This window comes from Anaerobacillus sp. ABA4_114 (assembly GCF_056159065.1).
Map to the genome: position 1 here is coordinate 3,467,065 of NZ_JBSWUM010000001.1, position 16,518 is coordinate 3,483,582.

Consider the following 16,518-nt stretch of genomic DNA (forward strand, 5'->3'; position numbering starts at 1 on the left):
CGACTCCTTTTTGGTTTGGCTCACTGTAACTTGATTCCCGTTACAAAGAAGTCTTAATCATTCAAAACAAGCCGCCTTTCTAAATTTCCTTTTCAAACGAAATATCGTGATTAATCTCCCTTCAACTAACATAAACTACCGCTATTCAATACACATAGGAGGATCAATATGAAAAAGAGTAAACTCAATCGTGAGGACGAATACAAAAAGGGGCATGATGAGGTAAACGTTGATGAAGCGATCAATGAAGCCTTTTATTCCGAGAAGCAGAAGAACGATTCTACTCCAACTTCTTATCTAAACAACAACACAGCAGCCATCGATGTAACAGGCAATAAGGATGAAGACCGTTAACAAACCGTCTCACTCTCAGATTTCCTCCATCATTCAACTGAAATTAACTGATTTTCTTAAAATTTTCGTAAATTAGGGGTCCTTAGTTGAATCAGTACATGATGAGTGCTATCGTAAATTGTGATATAGCAAGCATTTCAGTACAAAATTGACCATTGTGATGGGGGTAAAATCTATGAGAATTATTGTTGCAGGTGGAGATGGTTTTTGCGGATGGCCAACAGCGCTTTACTTATCTAAACAAGGACACGATGTAACGATTCTAGATAACATGGTTCGCCGCAAGTGGGATGAAGAACTCCGCTCAAACTCTTTAACACCGATTCTAACTCTAGAAGAACGGGTAAAGCTTTGGGAAGAAAAGAGTGGCAACCGCATCCATATTTATGACTGTGATTTAATGCATTACGATTTTCTTAAAGAGATCTTCAAACAAGTACAGCCTGAAGCATTCGTTCATTTTGCTGAACAGCGCTCTGCTCCATACTCTATGATCGACAGAGAACATGCGGTATTCACTCAGACGAATAACGTCGTTGGCAATTTGAACGTACTATATGCGATTAAAGAAGTCACACCTGATTGTCATTTAATAAAATTGGGCACAATGGGCGAATACGGTCAGCCTAACATTGATATTGAAGAAGGATACATAAAGATCGAACACAAAGGGCGCGAAGACGTTCTTCCATTTCCAAAACAGCCAGGCTCGTTCTATCACCTTTCAAAAGTCCATGATAGTCATAACATCCAATTTGCCTGCAAAATTTGGGGAATCAGAGCAACTGATCTGAACCAAGGAATCGTGTATGGCCTTCATACAGATGAAGCTGACATGGATGAAGGTTTGATCAATCGCCTTGATTATGACGGCGTGTTTGGAACCGCATTGAACCGGTTCATCATTCAGGCAGCGATTGGCCATAACTTAACGGTCTACGGTTCAGGGAAACAAACAAGAGCATTCCTTAACATTCAAGATACGATCCGCTGCGTTGAAATCGCTGCAGAGAACCCTGCTGACAAAGGGGAGTTCCGCGTCTTCAACCAGTTTACAGAAGAGTTCTCTGTCCTAGAACTAGCTGAAAAAGTACAGCGTGTAGCAGAAGCGAAAGGACTTAATATTTCGATCGATCACCTGGAAAATCCGCGTGTCGAGAAGGAAGAACACTATTATCATGCGGTTAACACGAACCTGATCGACCTAGGTCTTGAACCATGCTTATTAACAGATGAACACATTTCAAATACGCTCGATACTGCGCTTAAATACAAAGATAGAGTGTTAAAAGAAAATGTACTTCCGAACGTTACTTGGAAGTAAGTCGAAGACTAAACGAGAGGTGTAACTATGAAAATATCCATCGTCACTGAAACATTCCTCCCCTCCACAGATGGGGTCGTAACACGATTGCGTGCTTCAATCGATTATTTAATCGATCAAGGACATGAAATCCAGGTTATTGCTCCAGATTTAGGGGTACGAAGCTATAGGAATATTCGTTTCGATGGGGTTAAGCCTCGTACCTTTTTCTTGTACAAGCACCGAAAGTTTGGAATGCCGACGCGATTGATCAAAACATACCTTGAAGACTTTAACCCTGACCTTGTTCACGTCGTGAATCCCGCATTCATGGGGTATTCAGGTATTAAATATGGGAAGAAGCTCGGGGTTCCTCTTATCGCTTCATACCATACGCATGCTCCAAAATATGCTGATTACTACAATGTACCGTGGGCGGAGCCCCTTCTATGGTGGCATTTTCGAAGAATGCACAATCAAGCAGACTTAAACCTCTGTACATCAAAAGCTATCTTAGAAGAACTCAATGAGCAAAACTTCTATAACGTTCAATTATGGAAACGTGGCGTCGATACAGAAAGGTTTAACCCGAAACTCCGTAATCAGGAAATGAGAGAGCGGTTAACGAACGGAAACGCTGATAAAACGCTTCTCCTCTTTGTTGGACGCCTCGCATTTGAAAAAGAAATCGATACATTGATTCCGATGTTGGAGGAAAAGCAAGACGCTCACCTTGCGATCATTGGGGACGGTCCGTACAGAGAAGAGCTTGAGAAGAACTTCTCCCACTTAAGCAATGTGACATTCACAGGCTTTATGCATGGTGAAGAGCTTGCAACGGCCTACGCTTCCTCAGATGCGTTCATGTTCCCATCAACAACAGAAACATTGGGACTTGTGATTTTAGAAGCGATGGCGAGTGGTCTTCCTGTCATCGCAGCGGAATCGGGTCCGACGAACGAACAAGTAGAAGACGGGGAAACAGGTCTTCTTTATCAATCTGGTAAAGATGGGAACTTAACAAGTACCATCTCCAGACTAGAGGAAGACGATCTTCTCAAACGCATGTCAAAACAAGCCTTTTCTCATTCAAGAGCTTTCGGCTGGCACGGTCCTGCTCAGCAGCTTCTCGATATCTACGAATCAGCACTAGATCTTGGTCAGGAGCAAGAAGGACAGCAGGCGATCCAATAGATAGAGGTTAAATTATGAAACAGAGTCAAATAGGCAAAGGTTCAAAGCAGGTAATAAGCTTTAGTGCGATCGGCATCATGAATGCTCTCGTGGATATTGGCGCACTCAACCTGCTCATGCTGTTGTTTCCAACAGATGATCGAATCCAGCTCATTTTCTACAACACAATTGCATATACACTCGCGATCACAAACAGCTACTTTTGGAATGCGAAGCTAACCTTCCCTTCCAAAGCCATTCATGACCGAAAGCAGGTCATCCTGTTTTTAGTACAAGCCGTGATCGCTCTTGGAGTCAGTAACCTCGTATTCTATGGTGCTCTGTTTCTGTTCGACCTCAAATGGCTCTCGTTCCCAAACTATATCGAACGGAATATCGCAAAAGGGCTCGCGATGTTTCTTTCTTCCGCCTCAAGTTTCTTTATGATGAAGCATATCGTCTTTCCTCGTACGAAGAAGCAACGTCAAAATTAAAAAAAAGCGAATCCACTGCTGGATTCGCTTTTTTCTAATTCAACCCTACACATACTTTTCCATTCGAATATCTGCCCACATTCTTCCGTCCCAATATGTAAAATCGTCAAGACGTCCGAATTCTTTATATCCTAACCTTTTATACAGTTGCTGTGCTCGAGTATTAAATTCAAACACACCAAGCTCAATTCGTTTGAGTCCAGCTTTTTTTATTTCTTCTTCTAAAAAGTTCATCGCTTCATAGCCTACACCGTGTCCACGTGCTTCATCTTCTCCAATCGTTATTCCGATCCAAGCCGTTTTGCGCACTTTTTTCACAAGGTGGTTTGGATCGACCATATAGTTCATCTCACCGACTAAGACATCATTATAATAGATCAAATAAATATGTAAGTGATTCAACCGCTCTGTTAGATCGATCATTGTTATTTTTCTACGGGTTTCTAGTTCCTTTACGGTCTTGTTAGGACGAATCAACGGAACTAACGACCGATCATTCTCCCATCGATTATACATATCGACGAGGAGTGTTGTAGGTTGTTCGATTTTAGTAAAGTGCGTTTTCATTGAGGACTCCTCTCACGAAAAAAGGTTGTGTTTGTATTCCCTATCAACTAATCGAATTCCTTCAATAGTAGAACAGACGGTTCCAAGACCGCTTGACTCTCCCGTACGCAGGAAAGCAAGCGGTGCTCCTCTGGGGTTCTCTATCAACCTTGCTTATGCTCTATTTTTCCAAGCAAATAAGCAGCTCCAAGACCGAGCAGCAGTGTCATGATACTCGCAGTCGCAATAGCAGCATCAGGCTTGAACCCTGGATAAAGAACAACGACTGAGCCGATAACGAGTCCAATCATAACGGCATATGTCGAGACGGTGTATTTATTCAACAGTAAAGAAATTGCCTTTCCTGTTAAACTTAACCCAATAATGATCCCTGCTCCTACTGTCAGAATAAGCGGAATCTGAAAAGAAGACAGCCCGTGAATAACGGTCTGATACGAACCTAACAGCAACAATACGAACGAGCCACTTACCCCAGGCAAAATCATCGCAGTACTCGCAAGCCATCCTGAAAAGAATAGAACGATATAATCATTAAGCTGTAGGCTTTCTTTCACCGCTCCGGAATGGTCTCCTTTAAAAACGATCGTAGAAGCAATCAACACTGCTGCGATCACAAGTAGGAGATAATGACGAGGTTTGAACGTTTCTTTAAACTCAACCTTCTTCAATAGAAATGGAATGACCCCAATGATCAGTCCAATAAAAAAGTAAAATGTAGGCTGGGGATAGTGATTTAATAAGTGTTCCATCACCTTACTCACTAAGATGATCGCAAGAGCTACCCCGATAAGAAGAGGGATGAAGAATCCAAGTTCCTTCTTCCATTTTTTACTCATCAACCCGTTGATGCCGTTGATCAAACGGCGGTAAATCCCGAGTACCATCGCAATGGTACCTCCACTAACACCAGGTATCAAGTCACTGATCCCCATTAATAATCCTCTATATATGTTCTTCCATCTAAACATGACTATGCTTCTCCTTTATCCATATATGTAATGGTTCCATACCCTGCATGCATTTACTTGTAACCTTGAGCGGAACCTTTCTTTCGGTTTTAGTTAGTAGGTATGGGTTATCCTAATCCTACAAACCTTCGAAACGAACCTTCAATTTTTGCCTAATTGCGAAACGTCTTGAGTTGATAATCCACCACGAAATACAGTAAAGTGATAGAGGTAATTTTTGATTTTATACACTGGAGGAATTTGATGAGTGATCGAAATAAAGGCATCCTTTTGTTACTCGTATCGTCGTTCGGTTTTGCGATGATGGCCGCTTTTGTAAAGCTGTCAGGTGATCTACCGACGGTGCAAAAGACGATGTTTCGTAATGCAGTGTCTGCTGTTATATCATTTGGATTTGTTATGTATTATAAAGAACGCCTCTTCGGCAAAAAAGAAAACCAAAAGTTCTTATTACTACGTTCCACACTCGGAACGTTAGGAATACTTTTTTACTTTTATGCGATCGATCATCTTGTGTTATCAGATGCCGATATGCTCAACAAGCTCAGCCCATTCCTGCTTATTATCTTTTCCGCACTTTTTTTGAAAGAACGAGCTAGGACGTTTCAGATCGTTGCGATCATCGTTGCATTCATTGGTACATTATTGATTATAAAACCGCAATTTTCAATTGAAACGATCCCATATATTTCGGGTTTACTATCTGCGATTTTTGCGGCTGGAGCTTACACCGTTCTCCGTGTGCTTGGTCAAAAGGAGAAGTTCTATACGGTCGTTTTCTACTTTTCATTTTTCTCAACGGTGGTACTACTACCGTTTGTTATCGTGTTTTATGAACCGATGGAAACCATTCAGCTCATATACCTTCTTCTTGCAGGGGCCTTTGCAACACTAGGACAGTTCGGTATCACAATGGCCTATAAGTTCGCACCAGCAAGAGAGATTTCGATTTTCTTTTATTCCACGGTCGTGTACTCAGCTTTGATCAGTATCGTTCTCTTCGGACAAGTTCCTGATCTATTAAGTATACTCGGTTATATCGTGATCTTCTCTGCTTCATTCTACATGTTCTTACGAAACAACCATGAAGCGAAGATCGAAAAAAGAGCATTGCGCACGTCTAATTAAGAAAAGGTAGCGTCTGATGAGACGCTACCTCTTTTAATTTCGTCTATATTCTGCCCAATTACCACTATCGATTTTCCTAAAAGTTGAAGGTTTTGTTTTCATAACATAGGTGATCGCATCGTACTGCTTCCCTTTCGAATAGACGGGTTGAATGATTCTGTCATACAGGTTCGCTCTTCTTCCCTCTTGAAACCCTTCTAGCACATCGATTCGTGAGAGAAACGTGTCGTTCACTTCATAGACTTCTCCGTAGACGACCCCTTCTTCTGATTGAAACAGCGCAGGATAACCTGCACCTGTGTCATATAGCTTCCCGCTCGTCCAACTGTACGATTCAAGCAACCTTGCTCCTTCAATAACACGGTGGTTACTCTCACCTTTTCTTAATGTTCCATATACAAATACGATATGCATGTAACCGACTCCTAAAGCCCGCCATTGGCGGACTTTTGCTTTTAGAAAATTCGCTTCAACGCTTTCTTCAGCGGCGGCATGTCGAGTTCCTGCTCTTCGAAGGCCTTCTTCAACATGTATTTTGAATAACTTGAAGCTTGTTCATACGTAACTTTACCTGGAAGAGGAGCTTGGTCTTCAATCATGATGTCGACGATAACAGGCTTAGTTGATTTTGCCGCTCTTTCGAAAGCTGGCAGTAGTTCTTCATGCTTTTCAACACGATATCCTTCCCCGCCTGCTGTACGAGCGAAAGCTGCGTAATCAAAGTCTTTAAGCTCTGTTTCATAATCCAAATTACCGATTGCATGTTGTTCATATTTAATCATGCCGAGACGTTCATTGTTAAATAGAACGACCATCATGGGCAGCTGATATTTTACCGCAGTTAAGAAATCCTGCATGACCATGGAGAATCCACCGTCTCCACATATCGCTACAGCCTGACGTTCAGGGTGCGCGATCTTTGCCGCGATCGCTCCTGGCAGGCCGCAGCCCATCGTAGCCATCCAAGAGGAGAGAATAAACGTTTGATTTGTTACGCGGAAGTGTCTCGTTGTCCAAACCGTTACATTTCCAACATCCACAGATAAGATTGCATCATCATCGACGACTTTTTGCAGCTGTGGCATGATTTCCTGAGGCTTTATCGGTGATGATTTTTCTGCTTCAATCTTTTCTAGATGTGTCCACCAGTTTTTCATATTCTCCTGACACTTCTCGATAAAGTCCCTGTCTTCTTGATAGTGACAGTGTTCTGCTAAGTAAGAGAGCGTCCACTTCGCATCTCCGATCAACCCTACTGTAATAGGGTATCGTTTTCCGATTTGAGTTGGCTCGATATCGAGTTGAATCGCCTTCGCATCGTCCGGTAAGTAGTCTCTGTAAGGAAACGACGTGCCTACCATGATGAGAAGATCTGTTTCTTCCATTGCTTCGTATGCTGGCTTTGTTCCTATTTGACCTAGCTGACCTAAATTGTAAGGATGAACATCGGGAATCGTGCCCTTTCCTGGAAGACTCAAAATGACTGGAGCAGCGATTTTCTCAGCGAACTGTAACAGTTCCTCTCTTGAATGCTTTGCACCCTTACCTGCTAAGATCACAGGTCTCTTTGCATCATTCAGTAGCTGTAGTGCATCCTGTAAGTTTGAATTGTCGGGATGAATAACAGCCTTCGAATGTATCAGTGATGTGTTTTTAACCTTCTGTTTCACCTTTTCGGCTGCAAGGTCGTCAGGAATCGTAAGGATAGCCACACCCTTTTTTTCAACAGCTGTTCGAATCGCCTGATTTGCCAAGTCAGGTAAGGTTTCCGCAGACTGAACCCGTTTATTGAACACTGATACATCGTCGAACATTCTCTCAAGATTCACTTCCTGAAACTGATCTGTCCCAAGCTGCGTACTGTCGACTTGTCCCGCTATGACAAGAACCGGCACCCCGTCCGCTTTCGCATCATATAGCCCATTCAGAAGATGAATCGCACCTGGACCTGCAATGGACAAACATACGCCGATCTTACCGGTTATCTTCGCATACGAAGCAGCTGATAGCGCACCAACTTCTTCATGGCGTACTTGGATGAATCTCATACGATCTTCAGCAAAACGTAGGTTATCAACAAAATGGTTGATCGAGTCACCCGGAAGCCCATATACATGATCGACTCCCCATTCTGATAACGTATCTAAAAGGATCTCTCCCGTACTTTTATCAAACATTTTTTATTCCTCCTCCGCATCATTTCATAATGTTTCACCTTCCCTTTCAGAGGTATTGCGAAACTTTTTTACTACAAAGGAGGGTTCTATTGTTTAATTTCCTTCAATAAAGTGAAATGTAAAGAATAGGATTCCAAATTTCCGATTGGGAGGCTTCCTTATGAAACATCTCGTTTTTTATGATGCACAATGTCCACTTTGTTTTAATGTGAAAAAGACTCTTCAAAAGCTGGACTGGCGTGGACAAATCGAATGGATTTCTGTACAAGAAGTAGAAAGCAATCCTGAAGCTTATCCTTATATGCAATATCGCCACGATCTTATGTATGATGAAATACATATGTTGACGGCATCCGGCCGACTATATTCAGGATTTTCTACAGTCAGAAGGCTGCTCCTAGCATTACCGATCACGATACCATTAAGCTTATTTTTATATTTACCTTACCTCGATCGAATCGGTTCGCCACTTTATAAATGGTTTTCAAAACACCGATACGAATGGTTTGGTCGTTATCCTGAACCTGTTTATGAGTGATCATAAGCAGGTTTTTTTCTGTCGCTCGAGAAGTAGTTCCTAGCAGAAAACTTTACTAAAGGAGAACCTTCATGAGCGAGAAATGGCTAGACTGGGCAAAAGAAATGCAGTCCATCGCGCAAGCTGGATTAACGTATACTAAAGATCCATATGACTATGAGCGGTACTTGGAACTGCGTAAATTAAGTACAGAAATAATGGAGACATATACAAAATACGATATGGCAACGATCGAAAACTTATTCGCAAATGAAACAGGTTATCAGACACCTAAAGTGGACGTTCGTGCGGCAATTTTTCAACACGGAAAAATACTATTAGTACAAGAGAAAGAAGACGGAAAGTGGTCTCTTCCTGGTGGATGGAGTGACATTGGCTATACAGCAGCGGAAGTAGCTGTAAAGGAGGTATATGAGGAAACTGGGTATCACGTGAACGTAGTAAGACTTCTCGCCGTACTCGATAAATCGAAACACCCTCATCCACCATCTCCTTATCATACATATAAGATTATTTTTCAATGTGAACGAATCGGTGGTTCTCCAACTGATAGCATCGAAACAAGTGGAAGTGGATTTTTCTCGAGAAAGGATCTGCCACCGCTCTCAACGGGACGGACGACAGAATCTCAGATTGCTTTGTTATTAGATTTTCTAAAGAACCCTTCAAAACCTGTCGTCTATGATTAAATAGTTGTAAAGAAAGAGGAGTATAACGATGATCACGCCATACGAAAACGGGATACTGCTACTGCGAAACGATCACCTTCATGAACGGAATTGGCGTAGTGACAGCTGCTATAAGTTTATCTTTTCACATCTAGGAAAAGGGCGCTATCAAACGCAACGAGGAGACATTTCGATTAATAAAGGACAGTTTTACCTCGTAAACCCTAATGAACCTCACAGGCAGTTAGAGGTGACGAACGAAAAGTTCTTGATTGAACTCGATCAGTCGCTCTTCTATCGTGTGACGGAGGAGCTATACGCTGAAAGCAGCATTCCAGAATTTGCGGGAATAAACTACTACCATCCACAAATCGAACGGTGGGCTTCTTTCGTAAGAGCGACGATGCAGGACGCCACTCAAGAAGAGGCTTCTTATTTCCTAGAACACAGCGTTCCTCAACTCGTTCTTTTGCTGATGAAGCATGGACCTGGCTCACATCAGACGCACTTGTCATACCATTCTTCACCTTCTCTCTCTAAAGCGATCGAAGCGATCAAGGATGATTATTCTGCAAACTGGACCCTAGACGAGCTCGCAAGACTATGCGGATTATCAAAGTATCAATTCGCACACGTTTTTAAAGGGACATACGGCATCGCACCCTATTCATGGCTTCAGCTATATCGCCTTATAAGAAGTCAAGAAGCGCTCTATCATTCCAATGATACGATTTTAGAAATCGCGTTAGAGTCTGGATTTACGAACCTTTCTTCGTATAATAAATTATTTAAAAAACTGTACGGAAGAACGCCTTCCCATTTTCGCCTTCACCGCCACTAAATACCCTACACTCGCAGCGATCATGAGACAGCCGCTTCCAACCATAAGCGTTTGGATCGGGATGAAAGCTGCGAGTGCTCCAAATAAAGCGAGCGATACCGTGTTCGCAAGATAGAGAAGAACAGCGTTCGTACTAAACCCTCTCCCTAACATCTCTTCTGGTACGAGCGTCTGAAGAATATATACTCTAGCAAGCCCCGCGATCGGAATACCGATCCCAACTAACATCGCTCCGATCACGAAATGCTCTACATTATAGAACACGCCGTAGTATAGCACGCCACCACCCCATATCGATGAACCGATCATATAAGTTCCTAGGTTCATCTTCTTAAAAACAAATGGAATGATCATATTCGCAACAATAACCGTTGCCCCAAAAACCCCTTGAACCACACTAAATACTTCTTCGCTTCTGTCCGTTAATTCCGACAGTGCGAGTAACATGCCCACTTCCCACACCCACGTATTTAAGAAGACGATCATAAATGTAAAGAAAAAGAGGTTTCGAATCGACACATGGTTTCTAGCCCATTTACTAAACTCCACAATGGCATTCACTGCCATCTTCACTGACTTTTTGCCCACTTTCCTTACTTCCGTTACATGTAAACGCCAAATACAGAATGAACTGATCGCATAGGTCACAGCATCGATCGTAAAGAAATGCACCGCACCGTAAGAAGAGAGGAGCCAAATCGCAATGACTGGACTGAGAACTGTAACGCCTCTACTGAGCGTATCATTTAAGCTATTCACAACGGTTCTTTGCTCTTCATTCGTAATGAGCGGGAGGAGAGCACGATGAGCTGGATTAAAGAAACACCCGATCGTTTGGATAAGAAAGCTGATCACGAGTAAGAAGATATAGTGTAAGGCGTCTATGTAGTAGAGAAGAACCACAGACCCTACGAGTGGAATCCTTACTAAATCTAGAACGATGAGCAACTTTTTCTTTTGGACCCAGTCAGCGATTACTCCTCCAACCAATCCAAATAGAAGGTATGGAGCCGTTTCCGCGATGGCCATTCCAGTCGTTAATGTTTTGGATCCTGTTAAGTCATAAGCGAGAAATAAGAAAGCCATCCCTGATAGAACATCACCTAGCTTCGATATTCCTCCCCCAAGCAGATAGTAACGGATCGTTTTATTTAAGAGAACCTCTTTATACATAAGAACACCTCCATTTTCATCATAAGGAAAATGGAGGTGTTCTTTCTTATGTAATCTTGCTATCTCTTACAGCAAGATGTTACTTCACAACAGACCACCGTTTTTCGAGAGATACATGCTGTGACATGAGCCATTCTTTTAATATGTCCTCTCCATCTTGCCAATCACATTCCTCTATACGAACTTCGATTTCATCTATTGACCCTTCTTGGCCCTGTTCATAGATCGAATCATGAATGTTCTCCATAAAGTCATCATATGCTTTATGATTTCTCCATAAAGCCCCTATCACCGCTACGTTCTCTCGTTCCTTTACCCAGCCTCCGTGTTGAGCGATGAATCCTGAACACTCCGCTATGGCGCTCCACTTTTCCTGCCCCTTTGAAAAAACGACTTCTTTTCCACTCTTTACGGTACAGACGATCTTTTTTAAAATCACGATTGTCCCGCTCCATTCTCTGGGTGTTTGAAGCAGTTTAATGTATGGTCATTCACTAACCCTACCGCCTGCATGAAGCTATAGATAATCACTGGACCTACAAAGGTGAAGCCTCTTTTCTTCAGGTCTTTACTGATGGTTTTACTTAAGTCCGACTGTGCAGGTACCTCTTCACTCGAACGCCATCTGTTGATCATCGGTTCATCATCAACGTATGACCATATGTAAGATGAAAAACTTCCAAACTCTTTTTGAATTTGGATAAAGGCGTTTGCATTTTTCACTGCACCACGAACTTTGAGTTTGTTCCGTATGATACCTTCATTCGATAACAAATCTTGTATCTTTTCTTCGCTATAAGATGCCACTTTCTCTACGGTTAAATGATCGAAAGCTTCACGGTAGTTTTCTCGTCGCTTTAAGATCGTAATCCAGCTCAATCCAGCCTGTGCACCTTCCAAGATCAACATTTCAAAAAGCTTATGATCATCATAAACAGGAACTCCCCATTCATGATCGTGGTAATCGATATAGATTTTTTCATCTGACACCCACGCACATCGTTTCATTCGTTTTCCCCCTTACAATCTACTTTATACAACAATAAAAACGCATAAAAGATGCGTTTTCAACGTTTTACTAGTATTTAGTTCGATCATCGCGCCAGCAAACCCTTTGAACGTAAGTAGTTTACTAGTTGATGTACACAGTCCGGAACACTATGAATAGCTGTGTAAAGAACCACGTCAGGGGATTTTGGTGCTTCGTATGGAGCACTGATTCCGGTAAACTCCTTAATTTCTCCTGTACGAACTTTTTCATAGAGACCTTTAGGATCTCTCTTCTCACATTCTTCGATCGGACAATCCACATACACCTCAATAAACTCATCTGCTTCTACTAGATTTCTGACCATCTCGCGGTCACTCTGATAAGGAGAGATAAATGCCGTTAGAACCACCGTTCCACTTTCAACAAAAAGTTTCGCAACTTCACCTACGCGTCTGATGTTTTCTTTACGATCAACTTCTTGAAATCCTAAGTCTGCATTTAGTCCGTGCCGTAGATTATCACCATCTAATAGAAAAGTAGAAAGCCCTCTTGAATGCAATGCTTTTTCAAGTTCATTAGCTACCGTTGACTTTCCTGATCCCGAAAGCCCTGTAAACCATACGATATAGCTTTTATGTTCGTGTAAAAGCTGACGATCTGACTTCTGGATAGAATGACTTTGCCAATGAATATTTTTATCCATCCTTACTCTCCTTTCTGACATGTGCGCCTGCTTCCATATTCAACGTTGTTCTCAAGAATCTTTCATTCCTTTTATCAGCACCTCTATGACTTCCCGTCTACTAAACTCAGCTGGAGGTGTTATCCCTTTTCGTAACATCTCTCTTACTTTCGTACCTGAGAGAATAAGCTTCTCGTGATCATCATGTGGACACGTTTTGTACGTTGCGATCGCACTGCACGTTTTGCAATAGAACGCATGCTCAAAGAAGAGAAGTTGGATTCCGATATCTTCCTTCGAAAAGTTTGAAAAAATCTCTTGTGCCTCATATGTGCCGTAATAATCTCCTACTCCCGCATGATCGCGGCCTACAATGAAGTGTGAGCAACCATAGTTTTTGCGAACGATCGCATGAAAAACAGCTTCTTTCGGGCCTGCGTAACGCATTGCTGCTGGGAAGCAGGAGAGGAGTGTCCGATTGCTTGGATAATACTTCTTTAAAAGAACTTCATAGCTCTTCATTCGTAGATCTGCCGGTATGTCTCCTTGCTTGGTTTCACCGACCAATGGGTGCAGAAGCAAGCCATCCACCATCTCAAGCGCACATTTCTGAATATACTCATGCGCTCTATGAACAGGGTTCCTCGTTTGGAATCCAACAACGGTATTCCATCCAAATTCCTTGATTTTGGAACGAACTTCAGATGGAGTGAGCTGATAGTTCAGAAACTGCAATTCGGGAAATTTCGTCAAGGTGATCGGGCCGCTCACATACACATTTGACTGTTTCATGAGGCGAGATACTCCTGGGTGGTCCTGATCATTTGTCTTGTATACAGCTATCGCTTCACGATCAAGGTCCACTTCGAACGTCTCCTCCACCTCTAACACACCGTAAACTTGACCATCATAAACCAGCTTCACCTTCGTTCCTTCAGTTAACTCCTTTCTTCTTTCACTACTGACCGGAAGAACGATCGGTAAACTCCATACCGTCCCGTCTTTCAATGTCATCGAATCTAAAACACTCACGTAATCCTCGCGTCCCATAAACCCAAGCAAAGGACTGAACGCGCCGATACCGATACAATATAAATCAGAAAGAGATACTGCATCGAGTGCTACTTGGATCGATATAGAGCTATGATCATATTCCGGCCTATATCTATTAATCAATGTCCCTCCATGTGGTTCAATCATTTCTCTTCACGTCCTTGCTTTTTATCAATATAGTTTACTGTATGTAAAAAACACGATTATGAAAGGGACAAACTCCTAAGACAGCATTGTATTTTCGAACCATACTCAAGTTTTTAGAACAACAAAAAAACCTGCCCATTTATTGGACAGGTTTCTCATCATTCACCTGATACTTCGTTTTTTTCTCAAGCTTCCTTACTTCCTTCATAAGCTCTTTATAGCCAAACCTTGTTAATTCAAAATCCTCGTTTACGATTTCGTGCTCTTTTAGCGTTTCTCGCTTGTGTTCTGGGATCTCCTCCGAAACATCTTGTAACCTCTCGTTTAATTCAACGAATGTACTAGATTCGATGTCATGGACACCAATCAATTCTGCTACAAGCTTCATATCAGGCGTTTCTTTGATGAACAATCCTTTTTTCTCGCTGACGACCTGCTGAATCTTATCTTTTAATACGAGAAGCTCTTGCTTGATACGGTTACTGTCCGTTTCTTTTTGCTTAAGCTGCTCTCTATAGGTTGCTTTTTCAAGTTCATCTAGATCAGCTTTCGTGAGAAGTTCTTCAAAGAGCTGTGTTTTGTCACTATTGATCTTTTCGAGTTCACGTTCTTTTGCGGCTTCAACAGATTCATTCTCAGGATCTTGCCATTCGAACGTTAGCTGTGCTTCTGAACTAACAGCCGCCTCTTTTTCCTGTTCCTGTTCGCCACCTTTTAACACTCGGTCGAAATCTTGAATTTTCTTCATGACATATAACGATACACCGACACTTAAGCAAGTGATAAATAATCTAAATAGAAATGGAGAAAAAGCCACCGCGTATAAAAGTAGTATGAATCCTATTATCGAAAGGATGGTGAGTACTTTTTCTTTGCCTGTCTTTGCTTCAAGGGGTTGGTCCAACGTACCGAGAAACTTTTTCATGGATGTTATCATCCTTACATTTCACCTCTCTACTCTATTGTCATTCCCTATGAGAACGAGCAGTACCCGGATCGCACAGACCCCGGGTATAAGACTATTCGACCGACACATCTATTTTATGAGCACCTTGTCTCATTTAGTATGAATAACCCAGATGGAATTTAAATAAACATAAGGACAGGATCAGCCAATAGGAAGGGAGATCATTCAAGTGGAATCTTATATCGTCCAATGCTTAAGCTGGTTGCTTACGCTAGGATATCCTGGTATCGCAATTGCTTTAATGATAGAAGTGATCCCAAGCGAACTTGTTCTTGCATACGGGGGGTATATGGTTTCAAAGGGACACATTCACTTTACTGGAGCAGTCGTTGCCGGAATCATCGGCGGTACGATCGCTCAGCTTTTCTTATACTGGTTAGGACGATACGGCGGTCGCTCTTTCCTCGAAAAATACGGAAAATACCTATTCATTTCTAAAAAACATATGAATCTCGCAGAAAGATGGTTTGAACAGAATGGCGTTAGTGTTATCTTTACCGCACGGTTCATCCCCGTTGTCAGACACGCCATCTCCATACCAGCAGGCATCGCAAAGATGTCTCTCATCCGCTTTACACTTTATACGATGCTCGCGATGATCCCATGGTCGATATTGTTTTTATATATCGGGTTAAAGCTCGGTAGAAACTGGCAGCACATCCACTCAGTAGCAAAAATATATACGCTACCTCTAAGTCTAGGCGCCGCTTTTTTTCTCGTTTGTTACTGTGCTTTACTCGTTTGGAAAAGACGGAAGCATGTCTAATTGGCACTCGCCCACTCTTCATATGATAGGGAATATCGTAGCGAGTTCCTCCATCCATCTCGGATAAGAAGATGGTTTTCCAACAAGCCTTCTTTCTTCATCCCGATCTTCTCCATGACTCTACTCGATGCTATATTCCTCTCATCACATGTGCCTATAACGCGGTGCAATCCAAGGTCTTTGAACGAGAATGATAGAAGCATTTTCCCTACTTCCGTTGCGATTCCGTTCCCCCACCATTCAGGATTAAGAATGTAAGAGAGTTCACCAATCTTCTCTTGAGCATTCCGCAAATTCATTTCACAAGCACCGATCACGCTATTATTTTTAGTTATTGCGTAAGCAAAGCGCGTTCTCGGAGTCTGTTTGGAAGCGAATAGGATGTCATCTACGTAGGCTTTCGAATCAGCTACAGAATTTGGCCCCCATGGCTGGTACTTACATACTTCATCAAGAGAAGCGTATCGGTGAACAGCTTCCCAATCAATTGAACGAAATTCTCTTAGTTTAATAGATGACATATCCTCA

20 protein-coding genes are annotated in these 16,518 nt (G+C 42.2%); 9 read left to right on the top strand and 11 right to left on the bottom strand.

Features of this window, described 5'->3' with window-relative positions; all coding sequences use genetic code 11:
- The first annotated feature begins 168 nt into the window (after window positions 1-168).
- The 4 genes from ACXAEY_RS17885 (at window position 169) to ACXAEY_RS17900 (ending at window position 3,324) form a co-directional block, all read left to right on the top strand.
- Window positions 169-354: a hypothetical protein gene (locus tag ACXAEY_RS17885; protein WP_270180706.1), complete on the top strand. Its 186-nt coding sequence runs from the start codon at window positions 169-171 to the stop codon at window positions 352-354.
- A gap of 175 nt (window positions 355-529) precedes the next feature.
- Window positions 530-1,678, top strand: a complete 1,149-nt coding sequence (locus tag ACXAEY_RS17890; RefSeq protein ID WP_270180705.1) for an NAD-dependent epimerase/dehydratase family protein — start codon at window positions 530-532, stop codon at window positions 1,676-1,678.
- Window positions 1,679-1,705: 27 nt separating this feature from the next.
- Entirely contained in the window at window positions 1,706-2,851 is a 1,146-nt protein-coding gene (locus tag ACXAEY_RS17895; protein WP_270180704.1) for a glycosyltransferase family 4 protein, read from the top strand.
- 14 nt (window positions 2,852-2,865) lie between these two features.
- Window positions 2,866-3,324 carry a GtrA family protein gene (locus ACXAEY_RS17900; protein ID WP_474813940.1) on the top strand — a complete coding sequence of 153 codons (459 nt, stop codon included), beginning with the start codon at window positions 2,866-2,868 and terminating at the stop codon, window positions 3,322-3,324.
- A gap of 45 nt (window positions 3,325-3,369) precedes the next feature.
- On the opposite strand, the gene ACXAEY_RS17905 is transcribed toward ACXAEY_RS17900, so the two are convergent.
- Together ACXAEY_RS17905 and ACXAEY_RS17910 are read right to left on the bottom strand one after the other, a co-directional pair.
- Window positions 3,370-3,891: a GNAT family N-acetyltransferase gene (locus tag ACXAEY_RS17905; protein ID WP_474813942.1), complete on the bottom strand. Its 522-nt coding sequence runs from the start codon at window positions 3,889-3,891 to the stop codon at window positions 3,370-3,372.
- A 143-nt stretch (window positions 3,892-4,034) separates the two neighbouring features.
- Window positions 4,035-4,859, bottom strand: a complete 825-nt coding sequence (locus tag ACXAEY_RS17910) for a DUF368 domain-containing protein (RefSeq protein WP_474813944.1) — start codon at window positions 4,857-4,859, stop codon at window positions 4,035-4,037.
- A gap of 243 nt (window positions 4,860-5,102) precedes the next feature.
- On the opposite strand from ACXAEY_RS17910, the gene ACXAEY_RS17915 reads away from it, so the two are divergent.
- On the top strand, window positions 5,103-5,987 hold the full coding sequence (locus ACXAEY_RS17915; protein WP_270180700.1) for a DMT family transporter: 885 nt from the start codon (window positions 5,103-5,105) through the stop codon (window positions 5,985-5,987).
- Between the two features lie 33 nt (window positions 5,988-6,020).
- On the opposite strand, the gene ACXAEY_RS17920 is transcribed toward ACXAEY_RS17915, so the two are convergent.
- Both ACXAEY_RS17920 and ACXAEY_RS17925 read right to left on the bottom strand, forming a co-directional pair.
- Complete coding sequence (locus tag ACXAEY_RS17920) at window positions 6,021-6,401, bottom strand: gamma-glutamylcyclotransferase family protein (RefSeq protein WP_474813946.1); 381 nt, start codon at window positions 6,399-6,401, stop codon at window positions 6,021-6,023.
- A gap of 41 nt (window positions 6,402-6,442) precedes the next feature.
- The gene (locus ACXAEY_RS17925) at window positions 6,443-8,164 is read right to left on the bottom strand and encodes a pyruvate oxidase (protein ID WP_474813947.1); all 1,722 of its coding nucleotides are present in this window, start codon (window positions 8,162-8,164) and stop codon (window positions 6,443-6,445) included.
- A 160-nt stretch (window positions 8,165-8,324) separates the two neighbouring features.
- On the opposite strand from ACXAEY_RS17925, the gene ACXAEY_RS17930 reads away from it, so the two are divergent.
- The 3 genes from ACXAEY_RS17930 (at window position 8,325) to ACXAEY_RS17940 (ending at window position 10,211) form a co-directional block, all read left to right on the top strand.
- Window positions 8,325-8,702 carry a thiol-disulfide oxidoreductase DCC family protein gene (locus ACXAEY_RS17930; protein ID WP_270180697.1) on the top strand — a complete coding sequence of 126 codons (378 nt, stop codon included), beginning with the start codon at window positions 8,325-8,327 and terminating at the stop codon, window positions 8,700-8,702.
- Window positions 8,703-8,773: 71 nt separating this feature from the next.
- Complete coding sequence (locus tag ACXAEY_RS17935) at window positions 8,774-9,391, top strand: NUDIX hydrolase (RefSeq protein ID WP_474813950.1); 618 nt, start codon at window positions 8,774-8,776, stop codon at window positions 9,389-9,391.
- Between the two features lie 28 nt (window positions 9,392-9,419).
- Window positions 9,420-10,211 carry an AraC family transcriptional regulator gene (locus ACXAEY_RS17940; protein WP_474813952.1) on the top strand — a complete coding sequence of 264 codons (792 nt, stop codon included), beginning with the start codon at window positions 9,420-9,422 and terminating at the stop codon, window positions 10,209-10,211.
- On the opposite strand, the gene ACXAEY_RS17945 is transcribed toward ACXAEY_RS17940, so the two are convergent.
- The 6 genes from ACXAEY_RS17945 to ACXAEY_RS17970 all read right to left on the bottom strand — a co-directional run bounded on the left by ACXAEY_RS17945 (window position 10,155) and on the right by ACXAEY_RS17970 (window position 15,182).
- Window positions 10,155-11,384 carry an MFS transporter gene (locus ACXAEY_RS17945; RefSeq protein WP_474813954.1) on the bottom strand — a complete coding sequence of 410 codons (1,230 nt, stop codon included), beginning with the start codon at window positions 11,382-11,384 and terminating at the stop codon, window positions 10,155-10,157. The genes ACXAEY_RS17940 and ACXAEY_RS17945 overlap by 57 nt on opposite strands.
- Before the next feature lie 79 nt (window positions 11,385-11,463).
- A complete protein-coding gene (locus tag ACXAEY_RS17950) occupies window positions 11,464-11,823 on the bottom strand; it encodes a YdbC family protein (RefSeq protein WP_474813956.1) in 360 nt (119 codons plus the stop codon).
- A complete protein-coding gene (locus ACXAEY_RS17955) occupies window positions 11,820-12,392 on the bottom strand; it encodes a DNA-3-methyladenine glycosylase I (protein ID WP_474813957.1) in 573 nt (190 codons plus the stop codon). The genes ACXAEY_RS17950 and ACXAEY_RS17955 overlap by 4 nt, the downstream gene beginning before the upstream one ends.
- Window positions 12,393-12,478: 86 nt before the next feature.
- Window positions 12,479-13,078, bottom strand: coding sequence for an adenylyl-sulfate kinase (gene cysC, locus ACXAEY_RS17960; RefSeq protein ID WP_270180691.1), 600 nt, complete (start codon window positions 13,076-13,078; stop codon window positions 12,479-12,481).
- Between the two features lie 51 nt (window positions 13,079-13,129).
- Window positions 13,130-14,257: a sulfate adenylyltransferase gene (sat, locus tag ACXAEY_RS17965; protein WP_474813959.1), complete on the bottom strand. Its 1,128-nt coding sequence runs from the start codon at window positions 14,255-14,257 to the stop codon at window positions 13,130-13,132.
- Window positions 14,258-14,396: 139 nt separating this feature from the next.
- Window positions 14,397-15,182 (bottom strand): hypothetical protein, encoded by a 786-nt coding sequence (locus ACXAEY_RS17970; RefSeq protein ID WP_270180689.1) that lies wholly within the window; start codon window positions 15,180-15,182, stop codon window positions 14,397-14,399.
- A gap of 211 nt (window positions 15,183-15,393) precedes the next feature.
- Between ACXAEY_RS17970 and uptA the strand changes: the two genes are divergently transcribed.
- Entirely contained in the window at window positions 15,394-15,990 is a 597-nt protein-coding gene (gene uptA, locus ACXAEY_RS17975) for an undecaprenyl phosphate transporter UptA (RefSeq protein WP_474813962.1), read from the top strand.
- Here uptA and ACXAEY_RS17980 read toward each other — a convergent pair.
- Window positions 15,987-16,511 carry a GNAT family N-acetyltransferase gene (locus ACXAEY_RS17980; protein ID WP_474813964.1) on the bottom strand — a complete coding sequence of 175 codons (525 nt, stop codon included), beginning with the start codon at window positions 16,509-16,511 and terminating at the stop codon, window positions 15,987-15,989. The genes uptA and ACXAEY_RS17980 overlap by 4 nt on opposite strands.
- Window positions 16,512-16,518 lie beyond the last annotated feature (7 nt).